Genomic DNA, 24,156 nt, shown 5'->3' on the forward strand with positions numbered 1-24,156 from the left:
TATTATCCAAGGGTTGGTAAATGTCCAAAAAGCTCCACATTGTCTCTTTAGGCTGTACTAAAAATCTCGTCGATACCGAGGTTATGCTTGGACGGCTGAAAGATTTTGAAATGACCGATGCAAGCGGTGAGGCGGATGTTATTATCGTCAACACCTGCGGATTCATCGATGCTGCAAAACAAGAGTCGCTGAACACTATCTTCAATCTTGATGCGGGACGTAAAAAAGATTCGGTTCTGGTTATGGCGGGATGTCTTTCCGAACGCTACAAAGAGGAACTTTCCAAAGAGCTCAGCGAAGTCGATATCTTCACCGGTGTCGGCGATTACGACAAGATCGACGAGCTGCTCGCCGCCAAACAAAGCCGTTTTACCCCTGAAGTCTATCTCATTGACGGTGCGGAACGTGTTGTTACGGGTTCGACCTATCACGCCTACATCAAACTCTCCGAAGGGTGCAATCAAGTGTGCAGTTTCTGCGCCATCCCTTCGTTTAAAGGAAAACTCCACTCGCGCGATTTGGAGAGCATCGCAAAAGAAGTCGAAGGTCTGGTTACAAAAGGGTATTACGATTTCAGTTTCGTATCCCAAGACTCCAGTTCCTATCTGCGTGATCAGAATATCCAAGACGGCCTTATCCACCTCATCAAACGGATCGAACTGATCGACGGAGTCAAAAGTGCACGCATTTTGTATCTCTATCCTTCGACAACAACGCTGAAACTGATCAAAACCATCGGCGATTCAAAAGTGTTCCATAACTACTTCGACATGCCGATCCAGCACATCAACGACGAAATGTTGAAAATCATGAAACGCGGATTCGGGAAAGAGAAAACGCTGGAACTGCTCAATGCGATGAAAGCATTGCCGTCCTCATTTATCCGTACCAGTTTCATCGTCGGTCATCCAAAAGAAAGCGAAGCGATGTTCGACGAAATGGCAGAGTTTGCAAACACTTTCGGATTTGACCGTATCAACGTCTTCAGCTACTCCGATGAGGAGGGGACAAGCGCCTATACGATGGAGGATAAAATCCCTTGCAAAGTGATCAATGCACGTGCTAAAAAACTGGGGAAAATCGCCTCGAGTGTCGAAGATGAAAGTTTGAAGAAATTAGTCGGCCAAGAAATCGCCCTCGTCATCGACGGAGAGAGTGACGAGCACGAATACCTCCTTAGCGCACGTGCATTACTCTGGGCTCCGGATGTGGACGGTGAAATCTATGTTAACGACCGAGAGATCGAGGGTGAACTCACTTTCGGAAAAATCTACCGTGCCCGCATTACCGAACTCGCCGAGAAACGGCCTCTTGCTACCGTAACGGGCGATGTCTGATCTGCTCCATCTGGATCTTCTAAACGAGGGAAGAGTCCTCCTTGCCTTCTCGGGAGGGGTCGATTCAACCGCCCTATTCCATCTGCTCTGTGAGCATAAAATCGCTTTCGACATTGCACACGTTAACTACCATATGCGCGAAAACAGTGATGCTGAAGAAGCAAGTGCGATCGCTTTAGCCCAAAAACACTCGATGCAATGCCATCTCCATTCCTGCCGTCTCGGCGGTGCCAATTTTGAATCCCGTGCCCGTGACGAGCGGTACCGATTTTTTAACTATCTGATGAGCAAACACGGATACACCTATCTCCTCACCGCACATCAGCTCAATGACCGTCTGGAATGGCTTATGATGCAGATGTGTCGCGGATCTGGGCTGCCTGAAATGCTGGGGATCCGATCACACGACAAACGTGACGGAATAGAAATTTTACGCCCCCTGCTCGAGTGGGACCGTGAATCGATCGAAGCGTATCTGCACCGGCACAGCATCCCTCACCATATCGATGAGAGCAATGCGGATGAACGCTATACCCGTAATTTTTTTCGTCACCGTTTCAGTGCTCCTATGATGCGTGAATACCGGGATGCGATTCGTCGAAGCTTCCGTTATCTGGAAGAAGATAACGACGCATTGATAGAAACAATGGACTTTACAACCATAGATCAGCTCTCCTATGCCCATAATCCATCCTCCCTCCGTTCCCTTCTCTACGGTATTGATACGTTTTTTAAAACGAACGGATATCTGTTAAGCCAACATGACAAAGAAGCATTAAAAGGGGGAGGAGAACACATTATCGGAAGACGTTTTGTTGTCTCTATTGATACAAACTATACGTTTATTGCTCCGTATGAGCATAGTGTTGTCATGGATAAAGGGTTTAGAGAAGAGTGCAGAGAGTTAAAGATCAGTTCAAAACTGCGAGGCTACCTTTACGGTGCCCCGAGGGCATATGATGTTATGCGTCGATTAAAAGGCGCTCTAACACCTCTTCGATTCGACTGACACCGATAATCTCGATTGCCCCTTTTACTTCATCCGGGATATCGTTCAAATCGCGATCATAATTTTTTTGTGGAATCAATGCCAATTTCATCCCGGCACGATGCGCCGCAATCAATTTTTCTTTGAGTCCGCCGATCGGAAGGACATTTCCGGTGAGGGACACTTCACCGGTCATCGCGATATCAGCACGTACTTTTTTGTTAGCCAAAATAGATGCAATAACCGTGGACATTGCAATCCCCGCACTCGGACCGTCTTTAGGTGTAGCACCATCCGGAACATGCACATGCAGATCAAAGCGCTTATACACTTCACTCGCATCGAGCGGAGTATCACTTTCCCTCTCAGCAGGTGAAAGAGGGATGATCGAATGATCCACACTGATTTTCCCTTCATCGATTAACGTTTTAACGACAGAAAGTGCAATTCGGGCTGACTCTTTCATCACATCACCCAAACTACCTGTAAGCTGGAGCGTTCCTTTCCCGTTAATGCGAATTGCCTCGATTTTCAGAACATCTCCGCCGACTGCCGTCCAAGCGAGCCCGTTAACGACACCGATTCGGTCAACATGGTCGGTACGGTCGATCTCAAAAATCGTTTTTTCCAAAAAGTCTTTAAGATTTTTCAAACTCACATTGACTTTTTGAGTCGTCGGCTCTTCGAGAATCTTTTTCGCCGCTTTACGGACGATATCCGCCACACGGCGGCGAAGGTTACGGACTCCCGCCTCACGGGTATGTTTTTCGATCACTTCAGCCAAAGCCGTTTTCGAAATGGACAGTTCGCTCGGTTTAAGCCCGTGCTTTTTCAACTCTTGGGGAATCAAATATTGTTTTGCGATTTGGAATTTCTCCTGCGGCGTGTAACTGCTCACAGAGATAAATTCCATACGGTCGCGCAACGGTCCCGGAATCTGTCCTACATCATTTGCCGTAGCGATAAAAATCGCTTTGGAAAGATCGAGATTGAAATTGAGATAATAATCTCTAAAATGGGTGTTTTGTTCCGGATCGAGAATTTCGAGCAATACCGCCGTCGGATCGCCGCGATGGGATTTTGCCACTTTATCGATCTCATCGAGGACAATGACCGGATTCATTTTTTTCGCTTCGATAACCCCTTGAACAATACGCCCCGGCATCGCACCTATGTAAGTACGGCGATGTCCACGCAATTCATTGACATCTTCGAGTCCACCCAATGCAATCCGCACCAACGGCCGTTTAAGCGCTGTTGCAATGGAATTGGCCAACGAGGTTTTACCGACACCCGGAGGGCCCGCAAAACAAAGGATCGCACCGCGTCCCTCTTTATCGGCAATTCCGCGCAGCTCCAGAAGCTCTTTGACCGAGAAAAATTCTAAAATACGCTCTTTCGGTTTTTTGAGAGAGAAGTGATCTTTGTTGAGCTGATTTTCGACATCGTGAATATTGAGCGGTTTTTTCGACTCTTCACCGTACGGGATTTCCAATACCCATTCAAGATAGGTCTGAATCATCCCAGCATCAGCACTGTCAGGGTGCATACGGGCAAAACGTTCCAACTGTTTGTTGATCTCTTTATACGCATCCGGATGCATTTTCTCTTTTTTGGCTTCGAGCTTTTTACGGAATTCTTCGATCTCTTCGTCACGATGGGTATCGGTGCCAAGCTCTTTTTGGATCTGTTTGAGCTGCTCTTTGAGGAAATACTCTTTGTTCACCTTTTCAATACGAGTGTGTACTTTTGAACGGATCTCTTTTTGAAGCTTATTCGCTTCGGTCTCTTCGATCAATTCATCGATTAGCATCAAAAAGCGTTTTTCAGGATCACGCTCGATAAAGAGTTTGTACGCATTCTCTTTCTTGATTTTAATCGAACTGCAAATGAGATCGACGATTCGGTTATACTCGTGATTTTCTTCGATCGTACGGAGCAAATCGGGAGGGAAATAATTACTTACCTGCGACAAAGCACGGACTTTTTCGCGTAGTACTTCCAAAATCGCATCCATCTTCAGCTCATTCACTGCATGTGATGCAATCAAATCGACATGAGCACGTAACGGATTATCATTGACCATTTCGATTACATGCCCTCGGGCAAGCCCTTGGAACAATACTTTAATCCGCCCGTCAGGCAGAACTACTTTACGCATGATCGAACCGATGACTCCGGCATCGTAAATCGAGCCGCCCTCGCGTTCTCCTTCATGTTCCGGTTTTACCGGGCATACAATAACGAGAGAATTATTTTCAATCGCTTCGGCTGCCGCAGCAATATTTTTTTCATCGTTCAAAAAGAGCGGTGAAATCATAAATGGGTATAGAAAAAGCTCATCTTCCGCAATAACCGGTAGATTTGTCGGAAAAGAGCTGTAGTTACTAAGTTGCATTAAAAAAATTCCTTAAATCTTATTTGCTCTCATTGTCTTCCATTGAGATGACACTGCGTGTTTTCGGGATCATAAAATCATACCAGCTGCTGCTGCCGTCCCCTTCGAACATTTCACGGTACCATGGAATATTCGCAGTGACCACTTCATCCGGTTTAATCCATGTGACCGGAGCCATAGAACGATAATAAACCGCACCTTTTGGTTTATCCAAACGTTCGTACAATTGGGCGATCTGTTCATCGAGCACCCCACGAGCGAGTTGCAATTGTGTTTCCATCGTGTTGACTTGAGAAATATAGATCGAATAGGGATAATTCATTTTGAATGTATCAACCCCTTTTAGGGTCTCATCGATCAGCCCTTGATCCCGTCCAGGATTCGGCAACGCCAAAAATTTTGCTTTGACTTTCAAAAACTCGGCAAACTCACGTCCCTCTGGAGTTGCATAACGTCGGATATACTCATCTAAAAAGTGCTCGGCTAATAAATATTCATCATGCGCCATATGCGCCTGCGCCATAATCATCGTCGCTTCTGCCAAAAATGGAGACCCAATATGTTCACTTTGCAGGGAACTAAAATAGCTGTCCGCTTTTTCCAAATTCCCATTGGAAACCGACGTAACCATTTTTTCATACCAATATTCTGCCGGTTTGTTATACTCTTCCACTTCTTTACTGCCGCATCCGGTCATTAGGATAAGGAGTGCCATCGCGACTAACCACGTTTTAATCATTGTTAAACCTACATTTTTTAATTATGGGGCTATTTTACCGTAAAGTAATTAAACACCTCTGCCATAAGTTGAAACTTTTTACTTTCATGTGTTAAAATCAGACCATTATGATACAAGAAGGTAGTTATGCAGTTTGATTTAAAGCTTCCGTTGCTCGGTTTCGAAACGGTCTCCAAGATGGAACTCCAAAAAATAGACGAAATATTTTTACGTCTTGAAAGTATTGGAGAAGGACCATCCTTTACCCTTATCAACCCTTTTGCCTTGCGTGAATACTCTTTTGACATCCCCTCATCGCTTCAGGCATTAATGGGAATTACCCCCGAGAGCAATTTGCTCATTTATAATATCATGATATTGCAGACACCGATTGAAAAATCAACCATCAATTTTGTCGCTCCGCTCATTTTCAATACGGACAATCAAACAATGGCACAAATCATCATCGATAACCGAGCCGATTTCGGAATTGCAGACCCGATTAAAAATTATCTCAAAGGCTCAGACAATGTCTAAATCCATCACCTTTGTCGGCAACGGTAAAATGGCTTTGGCCCTCGCCAAAGGGTTATGTGAAGCCAATGTGATTGAAGTGATCGGTCGTAGCATGGGTGCAATGGAACAGTTTGAACGAGAACTCAGAGCCCCCGTCAAAAAAACACTCTACAGTTCTGCAGATATTACCAATAAAACGGTCATCTTATGTGTTAAACCTTCTAACCTCAGTGAAGTTGCTCCGCTTCTCAAAGGGACAGCGCAAACACTCTATTCGGTTTTAGCCGGAACGCCTCTTTCAGCCCTTAAAAGCATCCAAGCGCACCATTACTGTCGTGCTATGCCCAATCTTGCTGCTGAAGCCGGTGCATCTATGACATCATTGGTCGGAGACGATGAGATTTCTGCCAATGCTATCGCTTTGTTTAATACCATCGGCACAACACTATGGCTAAACAGCGAAAAAGAACTGGACATTGCTACCGCCCTTGCCGGAAGCGGCCCAGCATATCTGGCTTTGATCGCCGAAGCACTCTGCGACGGAGCCGTACGAGAAGGATTAAAACGCGACGATGCGATGGTGTTGATGCGAGGGCTCTTTGATGGGTTCGGCAAACTGATCCAAACCGTTCATCCCGCCATTTTAAAAGATAATGTTATGAGCCCGGGCGGTACAACGGCTGCCGGGTACGGTGCGCTGGAAAAAGGAAATGTTCGCGAAGGGTGCATGGAAGCGATCCGTGCCGCTCATGGCAGAGCCAAAGAGATGAAGTAAGAACGTCTATTTCTTACTTTCTTTGCTATTATGGACTCGCATTGTAAAGCTTGAACGTATTTTGTCTCCGTCCCGTTCAAAATGAATCGGGAAATTTACTCCGATAATCCACTTGCTTTTATTGATATTTTCTAAAAATGTATAAAAACTTTGCGGTGACGTGATTTTGGACGTTGCGTTGACTTCGTACACTTTGAATGTGCCGTTACTGTCAAATGTCGTTACTTCAGTCAAATAGAGATCCGAAAACTCTTTTTTATACAACCGTTCAAATTGATCCGGATTAAAATGGGTATTAAATGCCGTAATAGTTTTGGCATTTTGGAGTTCAATCTCTTTGAGTCGACTTTCGGTATTATCAAACTTATTTTGTGCCAGTTCGAGTTGCTGAAACTCTTTTTTGCTCTCCAAACGAAGCGATCTGTATTCTTTTCCCTTCGGTATTAACAATAAGAATGAAAAGCCCACCACCGCACATAAAAGGATGAATGAGAGGATCACCATATAGAGTGTTTGGCGATTCATTGTATCTCCTCAGCAGTATCTTCATCCAAATAATTCGAAGATACAAAACGATACCACCCGTTTTCAATCGGATAGAAGCTTGTATAGGTTCGGTGGAAGATAGAACGCAATGGAGCATGTAGCATGTATTCATACGTATCTTTATTCGGTGTCATCCCGTATAAAATGAGTGACGATGCATCCAATTCCGCTTTATCCAAAGTGATATCGTCCGGAACCAAATCAAAAAGATTTTGGATACTCTCTTTCATCACCGTATTTTCTGTTGTCACCTGATCGGCAGTTTTCACCTCTGCTTCAATCAATATGATTCGTTCTTCCATCTCATTGATTGCTTTGTTCAGTGCTGATTGTTTTTGAGAGACACTTTCTCTCTCATACACGAAGGCATAGGTTTTATATTGTAAGAAAAGATACGTTCCCACCAACATCATGATTGTCACAATGAAAAAGAAAAGGACCAGACGCAATTCTCCACTGATGAGTCGTTTTGGGCGAGGAGAGATAAAACTGTGTCTCACAACCCCTCCTCTTCATCGATGGTGAGTGATATCACTTCGTCAACAATATCTATACGGCGAATAAGAACATTTAAAAAGAGTTCTTCTTCCAAATATCGTTTTAAATCCGTACCACTCCCATATGCATCGGCAATGTAAACTGTTTCGACAAATCTATTTTTGCACTGCTCTCCCGCATAAAAATCTGAAAGTGTTTTTTCGATCAATTCGAAGCGGGCATAGTCATCGTTAAAACGGTCCAACTCCCCTTTGACTTCATCCGCATGAGGAGCAGATGCATGTTTTTCGATCGAAGTCGGGGCATCATCACTAAATTCGACAATCTCTTCAAGTGCATCCAAATCTTCAATATCACTCAAATCATCCAATTCATCGATGATGTCCAGATCGTCCAGACTTTCAATATCGTCGAGACTGATCCCTTTGTCGCGTTCTTCCTCTTCTTCGACACCGAGAGAAAAACCTGCCGGATTTCCCCCCTCTTCGACAATCATCGAAACGCTGTTTTGATGCATAGGATAATGGTGGGCGAATTCGAGTTTTCCCTCTTCGAAAAATCCGATACTGAACGAATCTTTCAGCGCAAGTGCATACAGGGCCAATCCCCCTGTAATTTTATCCGCAAAGAAACGCTCGATGATTGAAAACGGTGAAAAAATAAAATCCAATCCCACCGGTGCAAACTCTTTTTGCAGCTCTTCCAGCTTTCGTTCAGAAGTATAGAGTGTCCATTTGTTATTGCGACAAACCGTTTTAGATCCATTGAGAAGATAATTATTCTCACGTGAAAAACATTCCGCTAAAGCCCCTTGATGAGGGGATGGATTTAATAATGCCACATAGTGCAACGGAGATTCTTCGGTCTGCTTACGGACAAAAGAGAGGGTATCGTTTAAAGCGGAGTCTCCTTCATAATGTTTACTCTGTTTGTTGATAAGTTTTTTTTGTTTTTGGGTAACGACGCGTACATCATACGCACTGCCGTCATAAACAATAGCGATGAAAATTTTCTGATACAGCCAGCCGATCACTGAGGATCCTCAGGAGAATGGCACAGTGGATGCGATTTGAGATAATGATCCATCTTTAGCGCGTTTCCCAATTTGGTATAAATCTGTGTCGTAGCCATACTTGCATGACCTAATAATTCGCTAACATCGGCAATACGCGCACCATTGTTTAACAGCTCAGTAGCATACGAATGACGCAATTGATGAGGAGTCACTTTTAGTCCAACCTTTGCGAATGCCTTGGTAATCATATATCTTAGACTATTTTCGCTTAATTTTTCACCTTCAAGCTCAAAAACGTATGCTTTGGAAGGGGACACTCTTTGGTAAGCCATTAGCATAGACACAATATCTCCAAGCATCGGGACATCCCGTTCTTTGTCCCCTTTTCCCCGAATACGACACCATTCGCCTGAGATATCATCTACTCTCAAATGGGCAAGCTCAGAGATTCTAAGTCCCATTGTATAGAGCATTGTAATCGCCAATTGTGTCATTGGATCGGCGTTCTGTAATGCATGGACAATGTGTTCATGTGATATCGGTTTAGGGAGTGTTTTCGGAGTTTTTACACTCTCGTCTCCGCGTAATTCTACCGTTTTATTTTGAGATCGGAGGTATTTGACAAAACTGCGGATCGCACTGAGTTTTGCGGCGATTGTTTTGGATTTTAAAGGTGCGATACGAAGTCGAAGCGGCATCAGATTGATCATGAGTATGCCTGCTTCATCGTGTATTTCAGCATACATGAGCATCTCTTCAATCGCATCATGATAACTTCGAATCGTGAGAGACGAATATCCCCGTATTCCGTCAAGATATTTTAAAAATTCTTCTTTTGCACGATGCAGTTCATTTTCAGAAGACATGTTCCATCAATTTCTCTTTGATAACGGACTTTGCCGCTTCCATCTCCAGCCCTTCAAGATTGATCGGCTCACTTGCATAAAAATCGAGTGTTCCAAACGGTTTTGGAACTGTAAAGCGGTCCCAACTCGGTAATTGCCAATAGCGCGACGGCACACAGCTGTAGACGATGACCTTGGTTTTACGTTTTTGCGCCATAATCACCACTCCGTCGCTCATTTCATGCCGAGGTCCTTTCGGACCGTCGGGAGTGATACCGATATCGTATCCCTCATTCAATGATTTAAGGGCCTGTATCAATACTTTCGCGCCCCCGCGTGTGGTTGAGCCGTGAATTGTTCCGAGCTTAAAGTAGCGCATAATCCGTGCGATAATTTGGCCGTCAAAATGATCCGAAATGAGAACGTTTGCTTTGGGAGATGCACGAAACTGATAATAGAGATACGGCTGCAGTAGAAGATCCCCGTGCCAAAAGGCAAAAATCACGGGCTCAGATGGGACCACTGTAGGAAGATGAAACCGTTTTTTGTTTGTAAGATAAATAAAACGGATCAACAGCGTTCCGATCGGCGGAATCAACCACAATGCCAAAGAGCGTAGAAAACGCTTACGCAATGATCTCTCCGTACTGAACAGATCTTGAGACTCCCGTAATTTTCACTCGGGCTATTTTGCCCAGCCATTCTTCGGAACCTTTGACTTTTACCATGATGTTGTTATCACTTCGTCCAGCTATATACCCGTCACTACGCAGTTCTTCAAAATAGACCTCAATCTCTTTGTCCATCAATCCTGCCGTAATCGAATCCAAAATCGTGTCTTGAAACGCTTGAAGCCTACTCAAACGCTCCGAACCGATTTCCGAATCAACCGTATTCGTAAATCCTTCCGCCTCCGTCATAGGTCGCGGAGAATATTTAAAACTAAAAATCTGCTCAAACCGAACTTGTTCCATCACATCAAGCGTATCCTGAAAATCTTCCTCGCTTTCACCCGGAAAAGCAACGATGATATCGGTGCTGATATTCACATCCGGAACCAACTCGCGTAATTTTTTCGCACGGTTTAAAAACCACTCTTTGGTGTATCCGCGTTTCATCGCTTTGAGAATATCGCTTGACCCGCTTTGAAGCGGCATGTGCATCGATTTGCAGATTTTAGGGTTACGGGCAAACTCTTCGATAAACTCATCGTCCATATGCAAAGGGTGAGGAGAGGTAAATCGGATACGTTCTACCCCCTCAACCGCACTCACGCGCCGAAGCAATTCGGTAAAGTTCATCTTTTCGTTTTCACCTGAGAAACGTCGCCCGTAATTGTTGACGTTCTGTCCGAGCAAGAATATCTCTTTAGCCCCGCCTGCAACCGCTTTACGCGCTTCAGCAACAATCAAGTCCGCAGGGATAGAAATCTCATCGCCGCGTGTTTTCGGGACGATACAAAAGGTGCATTGTTTGTCACACCCGATCGAAATATTGATATACGCTTTATAGGGGCTGCTTCGGAAGTCTTTAAACGCAAACTGAGATTCATCATAATCAATTTCGACTTCAACCGCTTTATCCCGATGCAGTACGTCAGCGATTTTCGAAACATTACGAGCACCGAGGACAAAGTTAACATACGGAGCACGTTTGATAATCTCTTTTCCCAGATGTGAAGCCGTACATCCGCATACGCCGATTTTAGCATCCGCCTTTTTGAGTTTGTTAAAGACACCCAACTCAGAAAAAAGTTTATGAACTGGTTTTTCACGGACGGAACAGGTATTGATGAGGATTAAATCAGCTGAAGCGGCATCATCGGTGAGTTCATATCCTTCATGAGCATTCAACTCAGCGATCATATGCTCGGAATCGCGCACATTCATTGCGCATCCAAGCGTCTCGATAAAAAGTTTTTTAGACATTAGAGGATGTGAACCTCGTACATGTATTCATTAGCGGAAAGTCCGTATTTAACTTCACGCATGTAAAAACTTTTCCCTTCGCTTTCAAAATGATCTTGAAGGGCAAGAAGATCTTTATGTGAGTTTTCACGATCAAAATAAAGGATCGATGAATTGCTTTTTTCGACCATTTCAGTGATTTTTTTAAGGTCGATTTTTTTTGGTTTGGCGTCGTGTTCGCTGCGTGCGATTTTTAGTTCCATGATATTTCCCTTGATAGAGTTCTTGATATTAGGGGGATTATAGCGGGGATAGGATAAATATCCTATTAAGAGAAATTAATGTATAATACATATCCTTCATAAAAAAGCTTTCCCAACCAACACAATTTTTTATGAGTTACCACCTAAAAGAGGATAGTCCTATGGAAAATATTTTAGACATTATTGATTCAATTGCCAATGAAAAAGGGCTTAGCCGCGAAAACGTCCAAGAGGCTATCAAAACTTCCTTTATCCAAACCGCTAAACGGATTATCAATCCGACATTTGCTTTTGAAGCGGATATTGATGACCGTACCAAACAGGTAAAATTACGCCAAATTATCACGGTTGTAGCCGACGATGCTCCTGAAATCGAAGGAGAAAATGTCGGAGCCTATATGGGTATCACTGCCGCACTCGAAATTGACGATGAAGCTGAAATCGGCGATCAGCTCCAAATGGAACACGATATCGAGAGTTATGGCCGAAGTGCGTTCGCGACACTGCACCGTGAGATTGAATTTCATATCCAACGCCTCGTAGAAAACGAGCTCTACGACAAATACAAAAGCAAAATCAACCAAATCGTCTCCGGTCGTGTCACCCGTGTTGACAGTGAGCAAAATACTACCATTGAGATCGATGAAATTCGTGCCGTATTGCCGATGAAAAGCCGTATCAAAGGGGAAAAATTCAAAGTAGGCGATGTCGTCAGCGCACTCGTTCGCCGTGTCCATGTCGATAAAAGCAGCGGTATTTCGATGGAACTTTCCCGTACTGCTCCTAAATTCCTCGAAGAACTTTTAGCCCTTGAAGTCCCTGAGATCAAAGACGGTATCGTCGTGATCGAAAAATGTGCCCGTATTCCGGGTGAACGTGCTAAAATCGCACTTTACACCAACCGTCCGCAAATCGACCCGATCGGTGCGACAGTCGGTGTACGCGGTGTCCGTATCAATGCGGTAAGCGAAGAACTGTGCGGTGAAAACATCGACTGTGTTGAGTACAGCGCTTCACCGGAACTTTTCATTTCTCGTGCCATGAGTCCAGCAATCATCAGTGCGGTTACTGTAAGTGAAAATGAAGCAGGTGAGAAAAAAGCAACCGTCACCCTTCCGAGCGATCAAAAGTCCAAAGCAATCGGAAAAAGCGGTATCAATATCCGTCTTGCCTCAATGTTGACCGGTTATACCATCGAGCTTAATGAAGTAGGCGGAAGTGCGCAAATGGGTGAAAAAGCTCAAGAAGAGAAAAAAGAGGGATTGAGTTCGCTCGAAGCGCTTTTCGGGAACTAATATTTATACATACTTTTCTTTTTCATAAGAAAAGTATCAAAAGAAAATCGTCCTCCGAGCAAATCGCTCGTGCGACTCTCGCATTGCTGCTTCGCGCACGGCTTTTATGGATGCGCAGAAGACAGATTATTATCTATTTTCGCCAAAGCGAAAATCATTCACTTCAAATCTTTTTGCCCTCATACCACACCAAGAGCAAGGTCGCTTGCCGAACGGCAAAGCGTACTGCCAGCGTTCTGGTGTGAGGGCGCTTTTCTTTTCGTTCTTTTCTTTACTAAAAAGAAAAGGACATAAAAAACTATCGTCTCACAAATGGATTTAATTTGAGCAAGACTGCATCCGCAATCTGATTGCCGATGAGTGTCAAAAACGCACTCATCATCAAAATCCCCATAATCACCGGATAATCCCGACTCATCGCAGAGAGATAAAACAGCTGTCCCATCCCCTCGATTCCAAAAATCGATTCTAAAATCACCGATCCTCCGATCAATCCCGGCAACGAAAGTCCCAGCATCGTCACAATAGGAGGCAAGAGATTCGGCAAAATATAATAACGGATAATTTTTCCCTCATCAATCCCGCGAGCACGTGCAAAATAGATGTAGTCGCTTTTAAGGATTTCGATTACCAGTGAGCGGACATATAGGGCTAAACTTCCAATCCCTACAAAGATCATAACCGCTATCGGAAGCGTCAAATGCCACGCCATATCGAGATAATATCCGATCCCTTCCGGTGGTTCGAGTGAGTGCATTCCCGCGATAGGAAACCATCCTAACGTAACGCTCAGCACCATCATTGCAACCAATGCCAGATAATACGAGGGCATTGCGAAGCTTAGGAGTGAAATTTGGTTTAATACTTTATCCGTTTTTTGCCCATAGGTCATTGCCCCTTTGATCCCCATCCACAATGAAATGACAAATGTCACGACCAAAGTAACGGCATTCATCCACAGCGTTACAGGGAGACGATCTGCGACCACCTCACTTACCTGAGCCCCGTTAACAAACGAGATACCGAAGTTGAGGGTCAAAAGGTTAAAAACCCAATCCATATACTGTTGAAATAGCGGTTTATCGAGACCATAGATAGCACGCAGCTGAGCTATCGATTCGGGAGTCATGTTCGGATTGAGTTCTCCTCCCATAAAACTGTTCGGAGCCAAATGGATCGCACCAAATGAGATTAAAGAAATCAAAAAGAGCATAAGGAAGGTATACAATAGTGATCGGATAAAATATTTCATAAGAAGATTATAACGAAAGAGGAGAAAAAAAGTAACAAAGAGGGTTCATCCCCGAAGGGATGAAAAGCGAAACAGATCTCTTAGAAGTTAAGAGTTAAGTAAGCTTGAAGAGTGTTATAGCTTGAAGCAGCGTCTGCTTTTGTATTAATATACGCCAAAGTTGTATCCAACGGTCCGAATGATTTTGTAGCAGTTACAGCTACTTCACTCAAATCTCCAGATTTATTTGCCCAATCAGTGTTTACATTGGTATAGTATGCACCCAACTTAGCAATACCTTTTGCATCATACTCAGCTGTAAGATTCCATGCTGTTGCATCTGGTGCTCCAACATATCCATAAGACCACCAGCTTTCAGTGTAAAGTTTTGATTGTGCTGCACCTTGAAGATCAGTTGCAACGTTTTGAACTTTCAATGGACCTTTGTTATTCACGTCAGAATATGCAGCTGAAACATTAAGAGCATCTACAGCATAAGCAAGTTTTACAGCAAATGCTTTAGTATCATCCAATCCATTCAATAGACCTTTTGGAGACATGTCAGCATATTGTACGCCTACTTTTGCACCTTTAATCAATTGGCAATCCCAATCTGCTTGTAACCAGTATGCATCAGCGATATTAGAAACATTATAATACCATGCTTGTGCAACAAGAGGTTTTAAAGAGTTGTTTACGATAGCCGCTGCATAAGCACCATCATTAACAAATGTATTAAATGTACCTTTCGAACCTACAACGTTAGCTCCACCGTTGCCTTTGCCTACCCATGCGCCGACCAAAGTTGTATCAGGAATATCTTGGTTGATAAGTACCGCAGCTTCAAAAGTATTTGGTGTAATGTTCCATGTTTCAGTGAATGCTAATGGAGTATCCAATGTCATACGACCTAATTTTGCAGTCGTTTTACCTAAAGTAGCCGCCAACCATGCTTCACCGAGCCATGCTTCATCATTAACTGCTGCACCAAATCTCGATGTGTTACCAGTTACCGTATGCGCACCAGACCAAATACCACTTACGAGATTATTTTCAAGACCAAGTGTACTAACACCATATCCAGTTAAGCCGAAAGATACACCTTTAACCAAATCACCTGTTACACCAACACGTAATGCAGTATCTGCATAGCTGCTGTCTTTATCAAAAAGACTATATGTACTACTATCATTAGTACCATAGAAAAGTTTAGCGTCACCGCTTACTTTTACATTGTCGATTGCGAATGCACTTGCTCCGAGCAATACTGCTGCCGCAAGACTCATTTTAACTAACTTCATTGATTCTCCTTAAGTTAAAGCTTGACCTTATGTTTTTGTTTCGTCGGGGTTAATTGTAACGCCGCTATTCTTAAACACAGCTGTAAAAAAATAATTTTGTTTTCCGTTGGTTTACTTTATGCAAATGCCCGTCTCAGGGAATGTGACAATTTTGTAATGCTAGAGTTTTTATACCCTTCACTATCATTTTGTGGCGAATATGATATAGTATGCAGTTAGTATCAATTTATCAAATAGTCTAAAGGAATCGAACGTGAAATCTTCTCATATGATCATCATCTCTCTATCCACATTAGTTCTAAGTGCATGCTCGAACCATGTAGAGGTATCTCCCTCACAAAACAGTTCATTAAGTGCCGTTACTCCCAATACTGCAGCAGAGGCTAAAGGTGGCATAATGCAAAAGTCCCTTGATAGCTGGCTCAAGGAGGAGTGGACCCCACAAACAAGCGTTAAAACCTCGACAGCTTCGGATGGAACGGTGACAACAACAAAAATCGAATCCGATAAAGTTGTAACCACCAAAACAGCACCAAACGGTACAGTTGTGATTACAACTGCTCCGGTTGTTCAAGAGCCTGAGGATACCACTCCGTTTACATTGCAAAAGTATGTGGATAAATGGAAAACATATCAAGAAAATCAAGCAAAGATGAAAGAGGGACAGCCGAAAGAGCCTTCGGAGATCGATAAAGTGAACAGTTTGCCGGTAATTGGAAAGTAACGTTTCGTAACGTTATCTACTTTTCTGTTTAGTCAGAAAAGTACCAAAAGAGCATACCATGATCCAAAAACGCTACGTTCCTCTCGGCACGACTGCCTTCGGAACGGCTCTGGGTATTGGATCACGGGAATTTATTTATTAGAATCCCAGACAAAAACACTTTTGCCTTCAGCGTTTTTCTCTACCGCAGCCATACCCATAATGTTATAGCCCGCATCGACATAATGCACTTCACCGCTCACGCCGCTGGAGAGGTCGCTAAGCAAGTACATGGCAGAATTTCCAACCTCTTCGATCGTGACGTTTTTACGAAGCGGTGCATTGGCTTCGTTCCAGTTGAGGATTTGTTTGAAATCGCCGATTCCGCTAGCGGCAAGAGTTCGGATCGGTCCGGCGCTGATCGCGTTAACACGCTGACCTTTGGATGCACCCAATTCTACCGCCATATAGCGTACCGTTGATTCAAGTGCCGCTTTTGCAACACCCATCACATTATAATTCGGGATGTATTTCGGTCCGCCGAGGTAACTGAGGGTAATAATCGATGCTCCTGGTGCCAAAACGCTCTCAAGACGATTGGTCAAATCGATCAACGAATAGACAGAAACATCCATTGCGATTTGAAAGGCGCTTTTTGAGGTTTTCATAAACCCTTCCGTGAGTGCCTCTTTCGGTGCAAATGCGACAGAGTGAACCAAAAAATCGATTTGACCGAAATCTGCCGCAACTTTTGCCGCAATAGCTTCCATGTCTGATTCATCCGAAACATCCAGTTTATACACAGGACTGTTGTCAAATCCTGCTGCAATAGGCTCTACCCGTTTTTGTAACGCTTCATTAAGATAAGTAAACGCCATTTGCGCCCCTTGTACATGAAGAGCCTGTGCAATTCCGTATGCGATCGATTTGTCATTTGCCAATCCTACGATTAACCCTTTTTTACCTTGCATTAACATCTCTATTTATTCTCCTTTTTCCGTGTTTAATTCTGAAGCTTGGGCAACCATGTCACAAAAATCTGACGCACTGAGTGCCGCCGACCCGACAAGGATACCATCTACATTTTCAAGAGCCATAATTTCACCCGCATTTTCCACTTTGACGCTTCCGCCGTATAAAAGCGGTGCGGATGTTTTTGCCCGCAATGCACTGTGAACCTGCTCGATGTCTTGTGACGAAGGGGTTAATCCCGTACCGATCGCCCATACAGGCTCATACGCCACTATCAAATCGGAATAGGTTAGATCAATCCCCTCAAACTGTGTTTCGATATAGTTCATCAAAGATGAAAAACCCTCTTCGCGAACGGATAAAGGTTCTCCCACGCAATAAACGATTACAAACCCCTGTTCAGCGAAAAAACGAAATTTTGCTGTAATCTGTTCTTGTGATTCACCCAGGACATGACGACGTTCAGAATGCCCGATAAGAATTGTTTTCACTTCAAATTCTTCAAGCTGTTCTAACGTGATTTCACCGGTAAAAGCCCCATTTTGAGCTGGATATGCATTTTGAACACCGATCAATACATTACGAGGAAGATGTTCCAATGCCGTAAATGGAGGGAAAACTATGATCGTATCATCAATATCGTTTGCGCTTACAAAAGATTCTACTACTGCCATATAGGCTCGAGTTTCTTGACGCGTTTTGTTAGCTTTGAAATTTGCACACACTATCATTTTAGCTTCCTTATATTTTGGAAAACGTTTTATTTCATTAATGGTTTTACGCCAGGGAGAATTTTTCCTTCTAACAGTTCCAACGACGCACCGCCTCCCGTTGAGATAAACGTCATCTCCTCATCAAGCCCGATACGTTGAACCAAATCAGCCGTATCACCGCCGCCGACAACGGTTGTAGCATACGAATCTGCAACAAAGTGAGCGATTTTATTCGATCCGCGAGCAAAACGTTCCATCTCATAAACACCCATAGGCCCGTTCCATAAAATCGTTTGCACATCTCCTAGAACCTGACGGTACAATCTTACCGTTGCGGGCCCGATATCTAACCCCATCCAACCGGCCGGAATCTCTTGTACACTGCATAAACGGCTCATTGCATCCGGAGCGAATCTCTCTGCCGCAACAACATCAAAAGGGAGATAGAACTTGACACCGAGACGTTTTGCTTCATTCATAATGTTCGTTGCTTCGTCTAACAAATCGTCTTCAACCAAAGAATTCCCGACATCGTAACCAAGCGCTTTGAGAAATGTAAATGCCATTCCCCCTCCGATCAACACTTTATCAACTTTCGGCAACAAATTAATCAATGCTTCGAGCTTTCCGGAAACTTTACTCCCGCCCACGATGGCTGCGAACGGTCGTACCGGACGTTCCAAAAGAATATCAAAGAACTGGATCTCTTTTTGGAGTAAAAAACCTGCTGCCTTATGCGCCTCATCAAAATACTCAGTAATCCCAGCAACCGAAGCATGAGCACGATGGCTCACACCAAAAGCATCATTAATATAGATCTCTGCCATTGACGCCAATGCACGGCTCAGTTCAGGATCATTTTTTGTTTCACCTTTTTCAAAGCGAAGATTTTCCAACAACATCACTTCTCCGCATTTAAGTTCAGAGGAAAGTTTCATGGCACTTTCTCCAACAACATCCGTAGCCATTTTTACATCGATTTTAAGAAGTTGATGCAGCCGTCTGGCAACAGGAGAGAGAGAATATTTCTCGTCTATCTCCCCTTTCGGTCGCCCAAAATGTGACGCAAGAATGATTGCACATCCTTGATCCAAACAATAACTGATAGTTGCGAGAGCCGAACGGATGCGGCGATCATCGGTAATATTGCCGTAATCATCCGTAGGGACATTAAAATCACATCGAATAAATACTTTTTTGCCGTGGATGTCGCACTCTTTAATACCGAGTAACTGCATTTTTTTCCTTCTTACTGTAAGATTAAAAATTAAATATATTATATTTTATTGTTTATTAATAAACAATGCCATTTCAATGAGACGGTTTGAATAGCCCCATTCGTTATCATACCACGCCATGATTTTAATTAAATTTCCGTCGATTACCTGTATCAGGTCATCTGCTACTGTAGCACTGAAACTCGAACCTACGAAATCCTGCGAGACACGATAACGTTCATCTACCTCTAAAATCCCTTGCATCTGATGATGGGCGTACGATTTAAAAAGAGCACTGACTTCTTCTTTACTCGTCCGCTTTTTCACCACAACATTTAGATCGACCATCGACACATCCGGAGTCGGGACACGGACACTTTGTCCGTGAAGTTTCCCTTCCAGATTCGGCAAGACAAGACTTAGGGCTTTAGCGGCACCTGTCGTCGTCGGAATCATATTGAGTGCTGCTGCTCGGGAACGACGTTTATCGCTTCCGTGTGCCGAGTCGATAATCGCTTGACCGTTGGTGTACGCATGAATCGTGGTCATAAGCCCTTTTTCAATCTCATACGTTTCATCAATAATTTTTGCAATCGGTCCCAGACAATTGGTCGTACACGAAGCATTAGAAATAATACGTTCGCCTGCGTAAAGGTGTTCATTAACACCCAATACAAACGTCGGGATAGTACTGTCTTGCGTAGGGGCGGAGAGAATAACTTTTTTGACCCCTTTATCCAAATGGTGACGTGTTAAAGCTTCCGTCAAAAACAGACCGCTGCATTCCAAAACAACATCAGCACCCAGTGCGCCGAAATCGAGATTTTCAGGGTTTTTTTCACACAATATTCGGACTTTATTTCGCCCGATTTGTAGATACTCATCCTCTACCATTGCCACATCCGTTCCAAAGGATCCATGAACCGAATCGTTTTGGAGGAGATAAAGTATCATATCGATTGAAGCCATATCGTTAATCGCTACGAGCTCAATATCTTCGCGTGAAGCGATGATACGGGTAACACAGCGACCGATACGACCGAAACCGTTAATAGCAATCTTCAATGCCATCACCTTTTTCCTAAAACTAAATAGGGGGGATTTTACCAAAAATCGGTTATAATTACGATTAAAAGAAGTTAAGGCTTATGAAGCTTGCTCTCTATGGCGGAAGTTTTGATCCGCCGCATGCCGGACACGTCCGTATCGTTAATGAAGCGTTGAAGATTCTGCCTGTAAATCGGTTGGTAATCGTCCCAGCATCACGAAATCCATTTAAAGCTACAGTACGCGCGAGCAGCGCCGTACGGTATAAATGGCTAAAAAGTATTTTTGCTGCTTATCCGAATGTCGAAATCAGCGATTTTGAGATTCAACAAAATCGCAGCGTCCCGACAATCGAAACGGTCAAACATTATGCGACTTTATACGATGAAATCTACCTTATTATCGGGGCAGACAATCTAGAGAAGCTTCATGAATGGCATCGATTTGAGGAATTAAACCGTATGGTACACTGGGTTGTAGCTTCACGGGGCAATATCCCTATTCCGAAAAATATGATTTCCCTCAATGTCAAGGAGGAAATCAGTTCAACCGATTTTCGTTCATCCTTCAGCTCTCTAGGGCTTGAACCGAACATCGAAAATGACATTATCACTTACTATAAGGAACTCAATGAATCCGAGAATTGAAAAAATAAGCGCTATCCTCGACCAAAATAAGGCCGAAGCAATCGAGGTTTTTGACCTCCACGGAGGCGATTATTTCGCTGACTACGTTATCCTTGCCACATCGTTAGGGGAGCGCCATACTCTTGCCTTACTCGACCATCTCAAAAAAGGGCTCAAACCTGAAGAGCAATTTTTGTATGTCGATGAAAGCGGAGACTGGGTAGCTATCGATTTAGGCGATATCCTAATCCATATCCTTACCCCTCAATACCGGGTCAAATACGATTTGGAAAGCTTTTTAGGTGAGATTGCAGCCCGAAAGAATAAATAAAACGTGTTTGTTCTAAAAAAACTTATCTCTAGTTTTTTTACCCCTTTCGGTATTTTTTTTATACTGAGTGCAATCAGTCTCCTTTTTTGGTTTAAGAAATCGCATAAATCGGCAATAGCAACAGCCATTTTTGCCTTTCTTTGGATCAGCCTACTTAGTTATTACCCATTTAGTTCCCAATTACTTTCCCCTTTAGAACAAAGCTATCCAGCCATGAATACTCCTCCTGCATCAGTGCATTATATCCATGTATTAGGTTCCGGACATGTCTCTAATCCAAAATTTCCGCTCTCCTCCCAACTTGAAATCAACGGTTTGGTCCGCGTCATTGAAGGGATCCGGCTCTATAAACTTTCCAAACAATGCAAATTGATTTTTAGCGGGTATGCCGGAAAAGATCCGATTTCAGAAGCGCAAATAAATGGAAAAATGGCAATGGCAATGGGGGTGAGTCCATCTGATATCATTTTACTTGATGCGCCCCGAGATACATTTGAAGAGGCGATAGCCGACAAGACAATTTCAGGCAATGAAACTGTCATTTTAGTCACCTCAGCATCGCATATGCCACGGGCAAAAACCCTTTTTGAAAAAGCCGGAGTCCGCGTTATTCCGGCTCCAACAGATTTTGAAGCTAAAAAAAGGGAACCTTATTGGAAATTTCCATCTGCTGAAGGGTTAGAATGTTCCGAAAAAGCATTTCATGAATATTTTGGACTTATTTGGGGAAGATTGTCTGGGATTTTATAAGAAAACTGTTTATGATTTATAACTGAAAAAGAAAGAGGTTTCTAAAGAAGATGGTGCGCCCGAAGGAATTCGAATCCCTGACCGCCGGTACCGCAAACCGGTGCTCTATCCAGCTGAGCTACGGACGCATCTTTTAAAGAGAACGAAATTATATCTCAAAAAGCTTAAAAAAGCATTAATGGTCTTTTAGCGAAGTTGATTGATCTTTAATACAAACTCTACTTCCGCTTTTGACAATCTAAGCTCTTTGGCGATAGCATCCACTTCAACCCCTTGATTGTAGCGACTGATCACCTTCTCATCATCCAAACCGCTGATTGAAGTAGGGAGAGAAAGGTTACGAATTCGCTCTTCAAGATAACGGAGTCGATTTTCCGTTTTTTCTTTATACGCACTAAAGCTCCCCTCAATTTGACCGAGAGACTCCAAAATAGGTATCGATATTTCATTCACCTCTCGTCCCAGCTCTGCATGCAGCGAATGTTGTTCACGGGGGACACTTTCTTGAAGTGACGTGATAATTTCCAACTCTTGCTTGAGCCGCTTATCCAGCATGAACAGTTCACGGTGCAAATCTTCAACCGCTTTCGCAACCGCACGGATCTGAGAAGTCACTTCCCCCTCTTTTGTAATAACGTAATAGATAAGCCCTACAACCATTACCGCCAATGCGATTAGGGCAATCTCTATCGTATGATTCATTCAAGCCCTTTCATCTGACGGATCATAGCCCGTTCGCACGCTGTCATATAATATCCCCACTCTTTTTCGTCCCGAACGTGCATTTTTTCAATTTTTGCCAACGACGAATCGATGGCTTCAAAAAAGAAAGCTATTTCACGTTTGGGGAATGTTGCTATTTCGACACGGCCGTAATAATGTTTACCCGGCTCAAAACCTTCCGTGCTGAGCTTGAAGTGTTCCAAACCGATACTCTCGATGAATGCTTCCTTTGCAAGCGCTAAACGCTTAGGATATCCCTTAGTCAGCAGCAACTCGATTTTATCGATTTTGCGGTAAAGCTCTACCAACAGATTGAGCATCACCGCATCGTTATCGTTCGTTTCACCTCGAATTTTTGCGTGTTTTACCCATTGTCCGATAGAGTCTTCATCCGTTTCGCTGATCTCATTAAACTCCAGCTCATATTTTTCGCTATCTGTTCCTACTTCTTCGTACACCAAATCAATCGTTGCGGTTACAAGTCTTATTTCACTCATACTATCACCTTATCTAAAATTATTAATCCGATAAATACAAATCCCAAATAGCCGTTTACCGTAAAGAATGCCCGATCGATCTGGGTAAAATCCTTACGTACCAAATAATGCTCATAGGTGAGCATAGCCCCCGAAAATACAACTGCCAGTATGGCAGGATATCCCAAACCGGCTTCAAATACAAAAAGTGCCCAAAAAAGGACACTAAGGATATGAAACGATGCCGATATTTTTAGTGTCGCGCTGCTTCCGTAACGGGAAGGGATCGAATGCAGATTATTGGTCCGATCAAAGTCCATATCCTGCAGTGAGTAGAGCAAATCAAATCCGGCAACCCAGAAAACTACTCCGATACTCAACCAAAAAGACCATAACGGCACATAGCCCAGTACGGCGATTGCACCGGCAATGGGAGCCATTCCCAACGAAATACCCAATACGATATGTGCCATCGAACTAAACCGTTTAAAATACGAATAACTGAGCAATACAACCAATACCGGTACGCTCAAATAAAACGCAAGCTCGTTAATGAAATAAGCGACTGCTATAAATACGACAGCATTGACAGCCGTAAAAATGAAGATGGATGCTCCGTCCAATCGTCCGTCTACACTCGGCCGCCCTGCGGTCCTAGGGTTATGTTTGTCAAATTTGCGATCCACGTAGCGATTAAAACCCATCGCCGCATTTCGTGCACTGATTGCCGCTAAAGCGCCTAACAGCAAAAGTTTAAATCCGAACCATCCGCCGGCTGCAACAATCATAGCAGTAAAAATAAAAGGTAAAGAGAAAACGGTATGTTGAAACATAACCAGTTCATTAAAATCTCGTAATCTTTTCGCGATTCGCTGCACAGAAAGCCTTTGATAAATGAAGTCTATTTATTTTATCGTAATTTCTCTTTTACATCATAACAATGAGCACATATGTGCTCATGAGCC

Annotated in this window: 28 protein-coding genes and 1 tRNA gene; 9 read left to right on the forward strand and 20 right to left on the reverse strand. The window is 43.5% G+C overall.

The genetic code is table 11. From position 1 onward, the window contains the following. The first annotated feature begins 20 nt into the window (after positions 1 to 20). A complete protein-coding gene (rimO, locus tag PHE37_RS01770; RefSeq protein WP_299993907.1) occupies positions 21 to 1,337 on the forward strand; it encodes a 30S ribosomal protein S12 methylthiotransferase RimO in 1,317 nt (438 codons plus the stop codon). Next, the gene (gene tilS / locus PHE37_RS01775; protein ID WP_299993906.1) at positions 1,330 to 2,346 is read left to right on the forward strand and encodes a tRNA lysidine(34) synthetase TilS; all 1,017 of its coding nucleotides are present in this window, start codon (positions 1,330 to 1,332) and stop codon (positions 2,344 to 2,346) included. The genes rimO and tilS overlap by 8 nt, the downstream gene beginning before the upstream one ends. Here the strand turns inward: tilS and lon are convergent. Together lon and bamD are read right to left on the reverse strand one after the other, a co-directional pair. Then, positions 2,300 to 4,723: an endopeptidase La gene (gene lon, locus PHE37_RS01780; RefSeq protein ID WP_299993905.1), complete on the reverse strand. Its 2,424-nt coding sequence runs from the start codon at positions 4,721 to 4,723 to the stop codon at positions 2,300 to 2,302. The two genes, tilS and lon, sit on opposite strands and share 47 nt — an antisense overlap. Positions 4,724 to 4,742: 19 nt before the next feature. Next, entirely contained in the window at positions 4,743 to 5,462 is a 720-nt protein-coding gene (bamD, locus tag PHE37_RS01785; RefSeq protein ID WP_299993904.1) for an outer membrane protein assembly factor BamD, read from the reverse strand. Positions 5,463 to 5,588: 126 nt separating this feature from the next. Here bamD and fliW point away from each other — a divergent pair, with 126 nt between their 5' ends. Together fliW and PHE37_RS01795 are read left to right on the forward strand one after the other, a co-directional pair. Then, the gene (fliW, locus tag PHE37_RS01790) at positions 5,589 to 5,978 is read left to right on the forward strand and encodes a flagellar assembly protein FliW (RefSeq protein WP_299993903.1); all 390 of its coding nucleotides are present in this window, start codon (positions 5,589 to 5,591) and stop codon (positions 5,976 to 5,978) included. Further along, positions 5,971 to 6,732, forward strand: coding sequence for a pyrroline-5-carboxylate reductase (locus tag PHE37_RS01795; protein ID WP_299993902.1), 762 nt, complete (start codon positions 5,971 to 5,973; stop codon positions 6,730 to 6,732). Before fliW ends, PHE37_RS01795 begins: the two co-directional genes overlap by 8 nt. A gap of 6 nt (positions 6,733 to 6,738) precedes the next feature. Here PHE37_RS01795 and PHE37_RS01800 read toward each other — a convergent pair whose 3' ends face one another. From PHE37_RS01800 to PHE37_RS01830, 7 genes are read right to left on the reverse strand one after another with little or no spacing between them, the layout of a single operon-like run. After that, positions 6,739 to 7,257 carry a hypothetical protein gene (locus PHE37_RS01800; protein WP_299993901.1) on the reverse strand — a complete coding sequence of 173 codons (519 nt, stop codon included), beginning with the start codon at positions 7,255 to 7,257 and terminating at the stop codon, positions 6,739 to 6,741. Then, positions 7,254 to 7,778 carry a hypothetical protein gene (locus PHE37_RS01805; protein WP_299993900.1) on the reverse strand — a complete coding sequence of 175 codons (525 nt, stop codon included), beginning with the start codon at positions 7,776 to 7,778 and terminating at the stop codon, positions 7,254 to 7,256. The genes PHE37_RS01800 and PHE37_RS01805 overlap by 4 nt, the downstream gene beginning before the upstream one ends. Next, entirely contained in the window at positions 7,775 to 8,809 is a 1,035-nt protein-coding gene (locus tag PHE37_RS01810; protein ID WP_299993899.1) for a hypothetical protein, read from the reverse strand. Before PHE37_RS01810 ends, PHE37_RS01805 begins: the two co-directional genes overlap by 4 nt. Continuing rightward, complete coding sequence (locus PHE37_RS01815) at positions 8,806 to 9,657, reverse strand: tyrosine-type recombinase/integrase (protein WP_299993898.1); 852 nt, start codon at positions 9,655 to 9,657, stop codon at positions 8,806 to 8,808. Before PHE37_RS01815 ends, PHE37_RS01810 begins: the two co-directional genes overlap by 4 nt. Beyond that, entirely contained in the window at positions 9,647 to 10,270 is a 624-nt protein-coding gene (locus PHE37_RS01820; RefSeq protein ID WP_299993897.1) for a lysophospholipid acyltransferase family protein, read from the reverse strand. The genes PHE37_RS01815 and PHE37_RS01820 overlap by 11 nt, the downstream gene beginning before the upstream one ends. After that, positions 10,263 to 11,564, reverse strand: a complete 1,302-nt coding sequence (gene miaB / locus PHE37_RS01825) for a tRNA (N6-isopentenyl adenosine(37)-C2)-methylthiotransferase MiaB (protein ID WP_299993896.1) — start codon at positions 11,562 to 11,564, stop codon at positions 10,263 to 10,265. The genes PHE37_RS01820 and miaB overlap by 8 nt, the downstream gene beginning before the upstream one ends. Next, a complete protein-coding gene (locus PHE37_RS01830) occupies positions 11,564 to 11,806 on the reverse strand; it encodes an HP0268 family nuclease (protein WP_299927557.1) in 243 nt (80 codons plus the stop codon). Before PHE37_RS01830 ends, miaB begins: the two co-directional genes overlap by 1 nt. Positions 11,807 to 11,967: 161 nt before the next feature. Here PHE37_RS01830 and nusA point away from each other — a divergent pair, with 161 nt between their 5' ends. Next, positions 11,968 to 13,101, forward strand: a complete 1,134-nt coding sequence (gene nusA, locus PHE37_RS01835) for a transcription termination factor NusA (RefSeq protein WP_299994990.1) — start codon at positions 11,968 to 11,970, stop codon at positions 13,099 to 13,101. Between the two features lie 298 nt (positions 13,102 to 13,399). Here nusA and PHE37_RS01840 read toward each other — a convergent pair whose 3' ends face one another. The 3 genes from PHE37_RS01840 to PHE37_RS01850 form a co-directional block, all read right to left on the reverse strand. Next, a complete protein-coding gene (locus tag PHE37_RS01840) occupies positions 13,400 to 14,353 on the reverse strand; it encodes an ABC transporter permease (RefSeq protein WP_299994987.1) in 954 nt (317 codons plus the stop codon). Positions 14,354 to 14,433: 80 nt separating this feature from the next. Then, positions 14,434 to 15,633, reverse strand: a complete 1,200-nt coding sequence (locus tag PHE37_RS01845; RefSeq protein ID WP_299994985.1) for a porin — start codon at positions 15,631 to 15,633, stop codon at positions 14,434 to 14,436. A gap of 264 nt (positions 15,634 to 15,897) precedes the next feature. Beyond that, a complete protein-coding gene (locus PHE37_RS01850; protein ID WP_299994982.1) occupies positions 15,898 to 16,029 on the reverse strand; it encodes a hypothetical protein in 132 nt (43 codons plus the stop codon). Position 16,030: 1 nt separating this feature from the next. Here PHE37_RS01850 and PHE37_RS01855 point away from each other — a divergent pair, with 1 nt between their 5' ends. Further along, positions 16,031 to 16,357, forward strand: a complete 327-nt coding sequence (locus PHE37_RS01855; protein ID WP_299994979.1) for a hypothetical protein — start codon at positions 16,031 to 16,033, stop codon at positions 16,355 to 16,357. A 131-nt stretch (positions 16,358 to 16,488) separates the two neighbouring features. Here PHE37_RS01855 and fabI read toward each other — a convergent pair whose 3' ends face one another. The 4 genes from fabI to gap are packed head-to-tail and all read right to left on the reverse strand — an operon-like array spanning position 16,489 to position 20,309. After that, positions 16,489 to 17,313 (reverse strand): enoyl-ACP reductase FabI, encoded by an 825-nt coding sequence (fabI, locus tag PHE37_RS01860; RefSeq protein ID WP_299994977.1) that lies wholly within the window; start codon positions 17,311 to 17,313, stop codon positions 16,489 to 16,491. A gap of 6 nt (positions 17,314 to 17,319) precedes the next feature. Continuing rightward, positions 17,320 to 18,039 (reverse strand): triose-phosphate isomerase, encoded by a 720-nt coding sequence (locus PHE37_RS01865; protein WP_299994974.1) that lies wholly within the window; start codon positions 18,037 to 18,039, stop codon positions 17,320 to 17,322. Positions 18,040 to 18,068: 29 nt separating this feature from the next. After that, entirely contained in the window at positions 18,069 to 19,259 is a 1,191-nt protein-coding gene (locus tag PHE37_RS01870) for a phosphoglycerate kinase (RefSeq protein ID WP_299994971.1), read from the reverse strand. A gap of 45 nt (positions 19,260 to 19,304) precedes the next feature. Continuing rightward, positions 19,305 to 20,309, reverse strand: coding sequence for a type I glyceraldehyde-3-phosphate dehydrogenase (gap, locus tag PHE37_RS01875; protein WP_299994968.1), 1,005 nt, complete (start codon positions 20,307 to 20,309; stop codon positions 19,305 to 19,307). A gap of 77 nt (positions 20,310 to 20,386) precedes the next feature. Here gap and nadD point away from each other — a divergent pair, with 77 nt between their 5' ends. The 3 genes from nadD (at position 20,387) to PHE37_RS01890 (ending at position 21,992) form a co-directional block, all read left to right on the forward strand. Then, complete coding sequence (nadD, locus tag PHE37_RS01880) at positions 20,387 to 20,932, forward strand: nicotinate (nicotinamide) nucleotide adenylyltransferase (protein WP_299994966.1); 546 nt, start codon at positions 20,387 to 20,389, stop codon at positions 20,930 to 20,932. Further along, a complete protein-coding gene (gene rsfS / locus PHE37_RS01885) occupies positions 20,916 to 21,242 on the forward strand; it encodes a ribosome silencing factor (protein ID WP_299994963.1) in 327 nt (108 codons plus the stop codon). The genes nadD and rsfS overlap by 17 nt, the downstream gene beginning before the upstream one ends. 213 nt (positions 21,243 to 21,455) lie before the next feature. Further along, positions 21,456 to 21,992, forward strand: coding sequence for an ElyC/SanA/YdcF family protein (locus tag PHE37_RS01890; RefSeq protein ID WP_299994960.1), 537 nt, complete (start codon positions 21,456 to 21,458; stop codon positions 21,990 to 21,992). A 51-nt stretch (positions 21,993 to 22,043) separates the two neighbouring features. Here the strand turns inward: PHE37_RS01890 and PHE37_RS01895 are convergent. The 4 genes from PHE37_RS01895 to mqnP form a co-directional block, all read right to left on the reverse strand. Then, positions 22,044 to 22,120, reverse strand: a tRNA-Arg gene (locus PHE37_RS01895). Positions 22,121 to 22,178: 58 nt separating this feature from the next. Beyond that, positions 22,179 to 22,694, reverse strand: a complete 516-nt coding sequence (locus PHE37_RS01900; RefSeq protein ID WP_299994958.1) for a hypothetical protein — start codon at positions 22,692 to 22,694, stop codon at positions 22,179 to 22,181. Beyond that, the gene (locus tag PHE37_RS01905; protein WP_299994956.1) at positions 22,691 to 23,212 is read right to left on the reverse strand and encodes a hypothetical protein; all 522 of its coding nucleotides are present in this window, start codon (positions 23,210 to 23,212) and stop codon (positions 22,691 to 22,693) included. Before PHE37_RS01905 ends, PHE37_RS01900 begins: the two co-directional genes overlap by 4 nt. Next, positions 23,209 to 24,069 carry a menaquinone biosynthesis prenyltransferase MqnP gene (gene mqnP / locus PHE37_RS01910; protein WP_299994954.1) on the reverse strand — a complete coding sequence of 287 codons (861 nt, stop codon included), beginning with the start codon at positions 24,067 to 24,069 and terminating at the stop codon, positions 23,209 to 23,211. The genes PHE37_RS01905 and mqnP overlap by 4 nt, the downstream gene beginning before the upstream one ends. Positions 24,070 to 24,156: the final 87 nt, after the last annotated feature.

Origin of the sequence: Sulfuricurvum sp. (assembly GCF_028681615.1) — a bacterium.
Taxonomy (GTDB): domain Bacteria; phylum Campylobacterota; class Campylobacteria; order Campylobacterales; family Sulfurimonadaceae; genus Sulfuricurvum.

Bases quoted from the DNA above. Each gene is read 5' to 3' on its own strand.
- PHE37_RS01850 (WP_299994982.1), bottom strand. From the start codon at position 16,029: ATGCCACCTTTAGCCTCTGCTGCAGTATTGGGAGTAACGGCACTTAAT.
- rimO (WP_299993907.1), top strand. From the start codon at position 21: ATGTCCAAAAAGCTCCACATTGTCTCTTTAGGCTGTACTAAAAATCTC.
- PHE37_RS01800 (WP_299993901.1), bottom strand. From the start codon at position 7,257: ATGAATCGCCAAACACTCTATATGGTGATCCTCTCATTCATCCTTTTA.
- PHE37_RS01900 (WP_299994958.1), bottom strand. From the start codon at position 22,694: ATGAATCATACGATAGAGATTGCCCTAATCGCATTGGCGGTAATGGTT.
- PHE37_RS01870 (WP_299994971.1), bottom strand. From the start codon at position 19,259: ATGCAGTTACTCGGTATTAAAGAGTGCGACATCCACGGCAAAAAAGTA.
- fabI (WP_299994977.1), bottom strand. From the start codon at position 17,313: ATGTTAATGCAAGGTAAAAAAGGGTTAATCGTAGGATTGGCAAATGAC.
- PHE37_RS01815 (WP_299993898.1), bottom strand. From the start codon at position 9,657: ATGTCTTCTGAAAATGAACTGCATCGTGCAAAAGAAGAATTTTTAAAA.
- bamD (WP_299993904.1), bottom strand. From the start codon at position 5,462: ATGATTAAAACGTGGTTAGTCGCGATGGCACTCCTTATCCTAATGACC.
- PHE37_RS01865 (WP_299994974.1), bottom strand. From the start codon at position 18,039: ATGATAGTGTGTGCAAATTTCAAAGCTAACAAAACGCGTCAAGAAACT.
- rsfS (WP_299994963.1), top strand. From the start codon at position 20,916: ATGAATCCGAGAATTGAAAAAATAAGCGCTATCCTCGACCAAAATAAG.
- PHE37_RS01890 (WP_299994960.1), top strand. From the start codon at position 21,456: ATGAATACTCCTCCTGCATCAGTGCATTATATCCATGTATTAGGTTCC.
- nusA (WP_299994990.1), top strand. From the start codon at position 11,968: ATGGAAAATATTTTAGACATTATTGATTCAATTGCCAATGAAAAAGGG.
- nadD (WP_299994966.1), top strand. From the start codon at position 20,387: ATGAAGCTTGCTCTCTATGGCGGAAGTTTTGATCCGCCGCATGCCGGA.
- fliW (WP_299993903.1), top strand. From the start codon at position 5,589: ATGCAGTTTGATTTAAAGCTTCCGTTGCTCGGTTTCGAAACGGTCTCC.
- lon (WP_299993905.1), bottom strand. From the start codon at position 4,723: ATGCAACTTAGTAACTACAGCTCTTTTCCGACAAATCTACCGGTTATT.
- PHE37_RS01855 (WP_299994979.1), top strand. From the start codon at position 16,031: ATGCAAAAGTCCCTTGATAGCTGGCTCAAGGAGGAGTGGACCCCACAA.
- gap (WP_299994968.1), bottom strand. From the start codon at position 20,309: ATGGCATTGAAGATTGCTATTAACGGTTTCGGTCGTATCGGTCGCTGT.
- tilS (WP_299993906.1), top strand. From the start codon at position 1,330: ATGTCTGATCTGCTCCATCTGGATCTTCTAAACGAGGGAAGAGTCCTC.
- PHE37_RS01830 (WP_299927557.1), bottom strand. From the start codon at position 11,806: ATGGAACTAAAAATCGCACGCAGCGAACACGACGCCAAACCAAAAAAA.
- miaB (WP_299993896.1), bottom strand. From the start codon at position 11,564: ATGTCTAAAAAACTTTTTATCGAGACGCTTGGATGCGCAATGAATGTG.
- PHE37_RS01845 (WP_299994985.1), bottom strand. From the start codon at position 15,633: ATGAAGTTAGTTAAAATGAGTCTTGCGGCAGCAGTATTGCTCGGAGCA.
- PHE37_RS01905 (WP_299994956.1), bottom strand. From the start codon at position 23,212: ATGAGTGAAATAAGACTTGTAACCGCAACGATTGATTTGGTGTACGAA.
- PHE37_RS01840 (WP_299994987.1), bottom strand. From the start codon at position 14,353: ATGAAATATTTTATCCGATCACTATTGTATACCTTCCTTATGCTCTTT.
- PHE37_RS01795 (WP_299993902.1), top strand. From the start codon at position 5,971: ATGTCTAAATCCATCACCTTTGTCGGCAACGGTAAAATGGCTTTGGCC.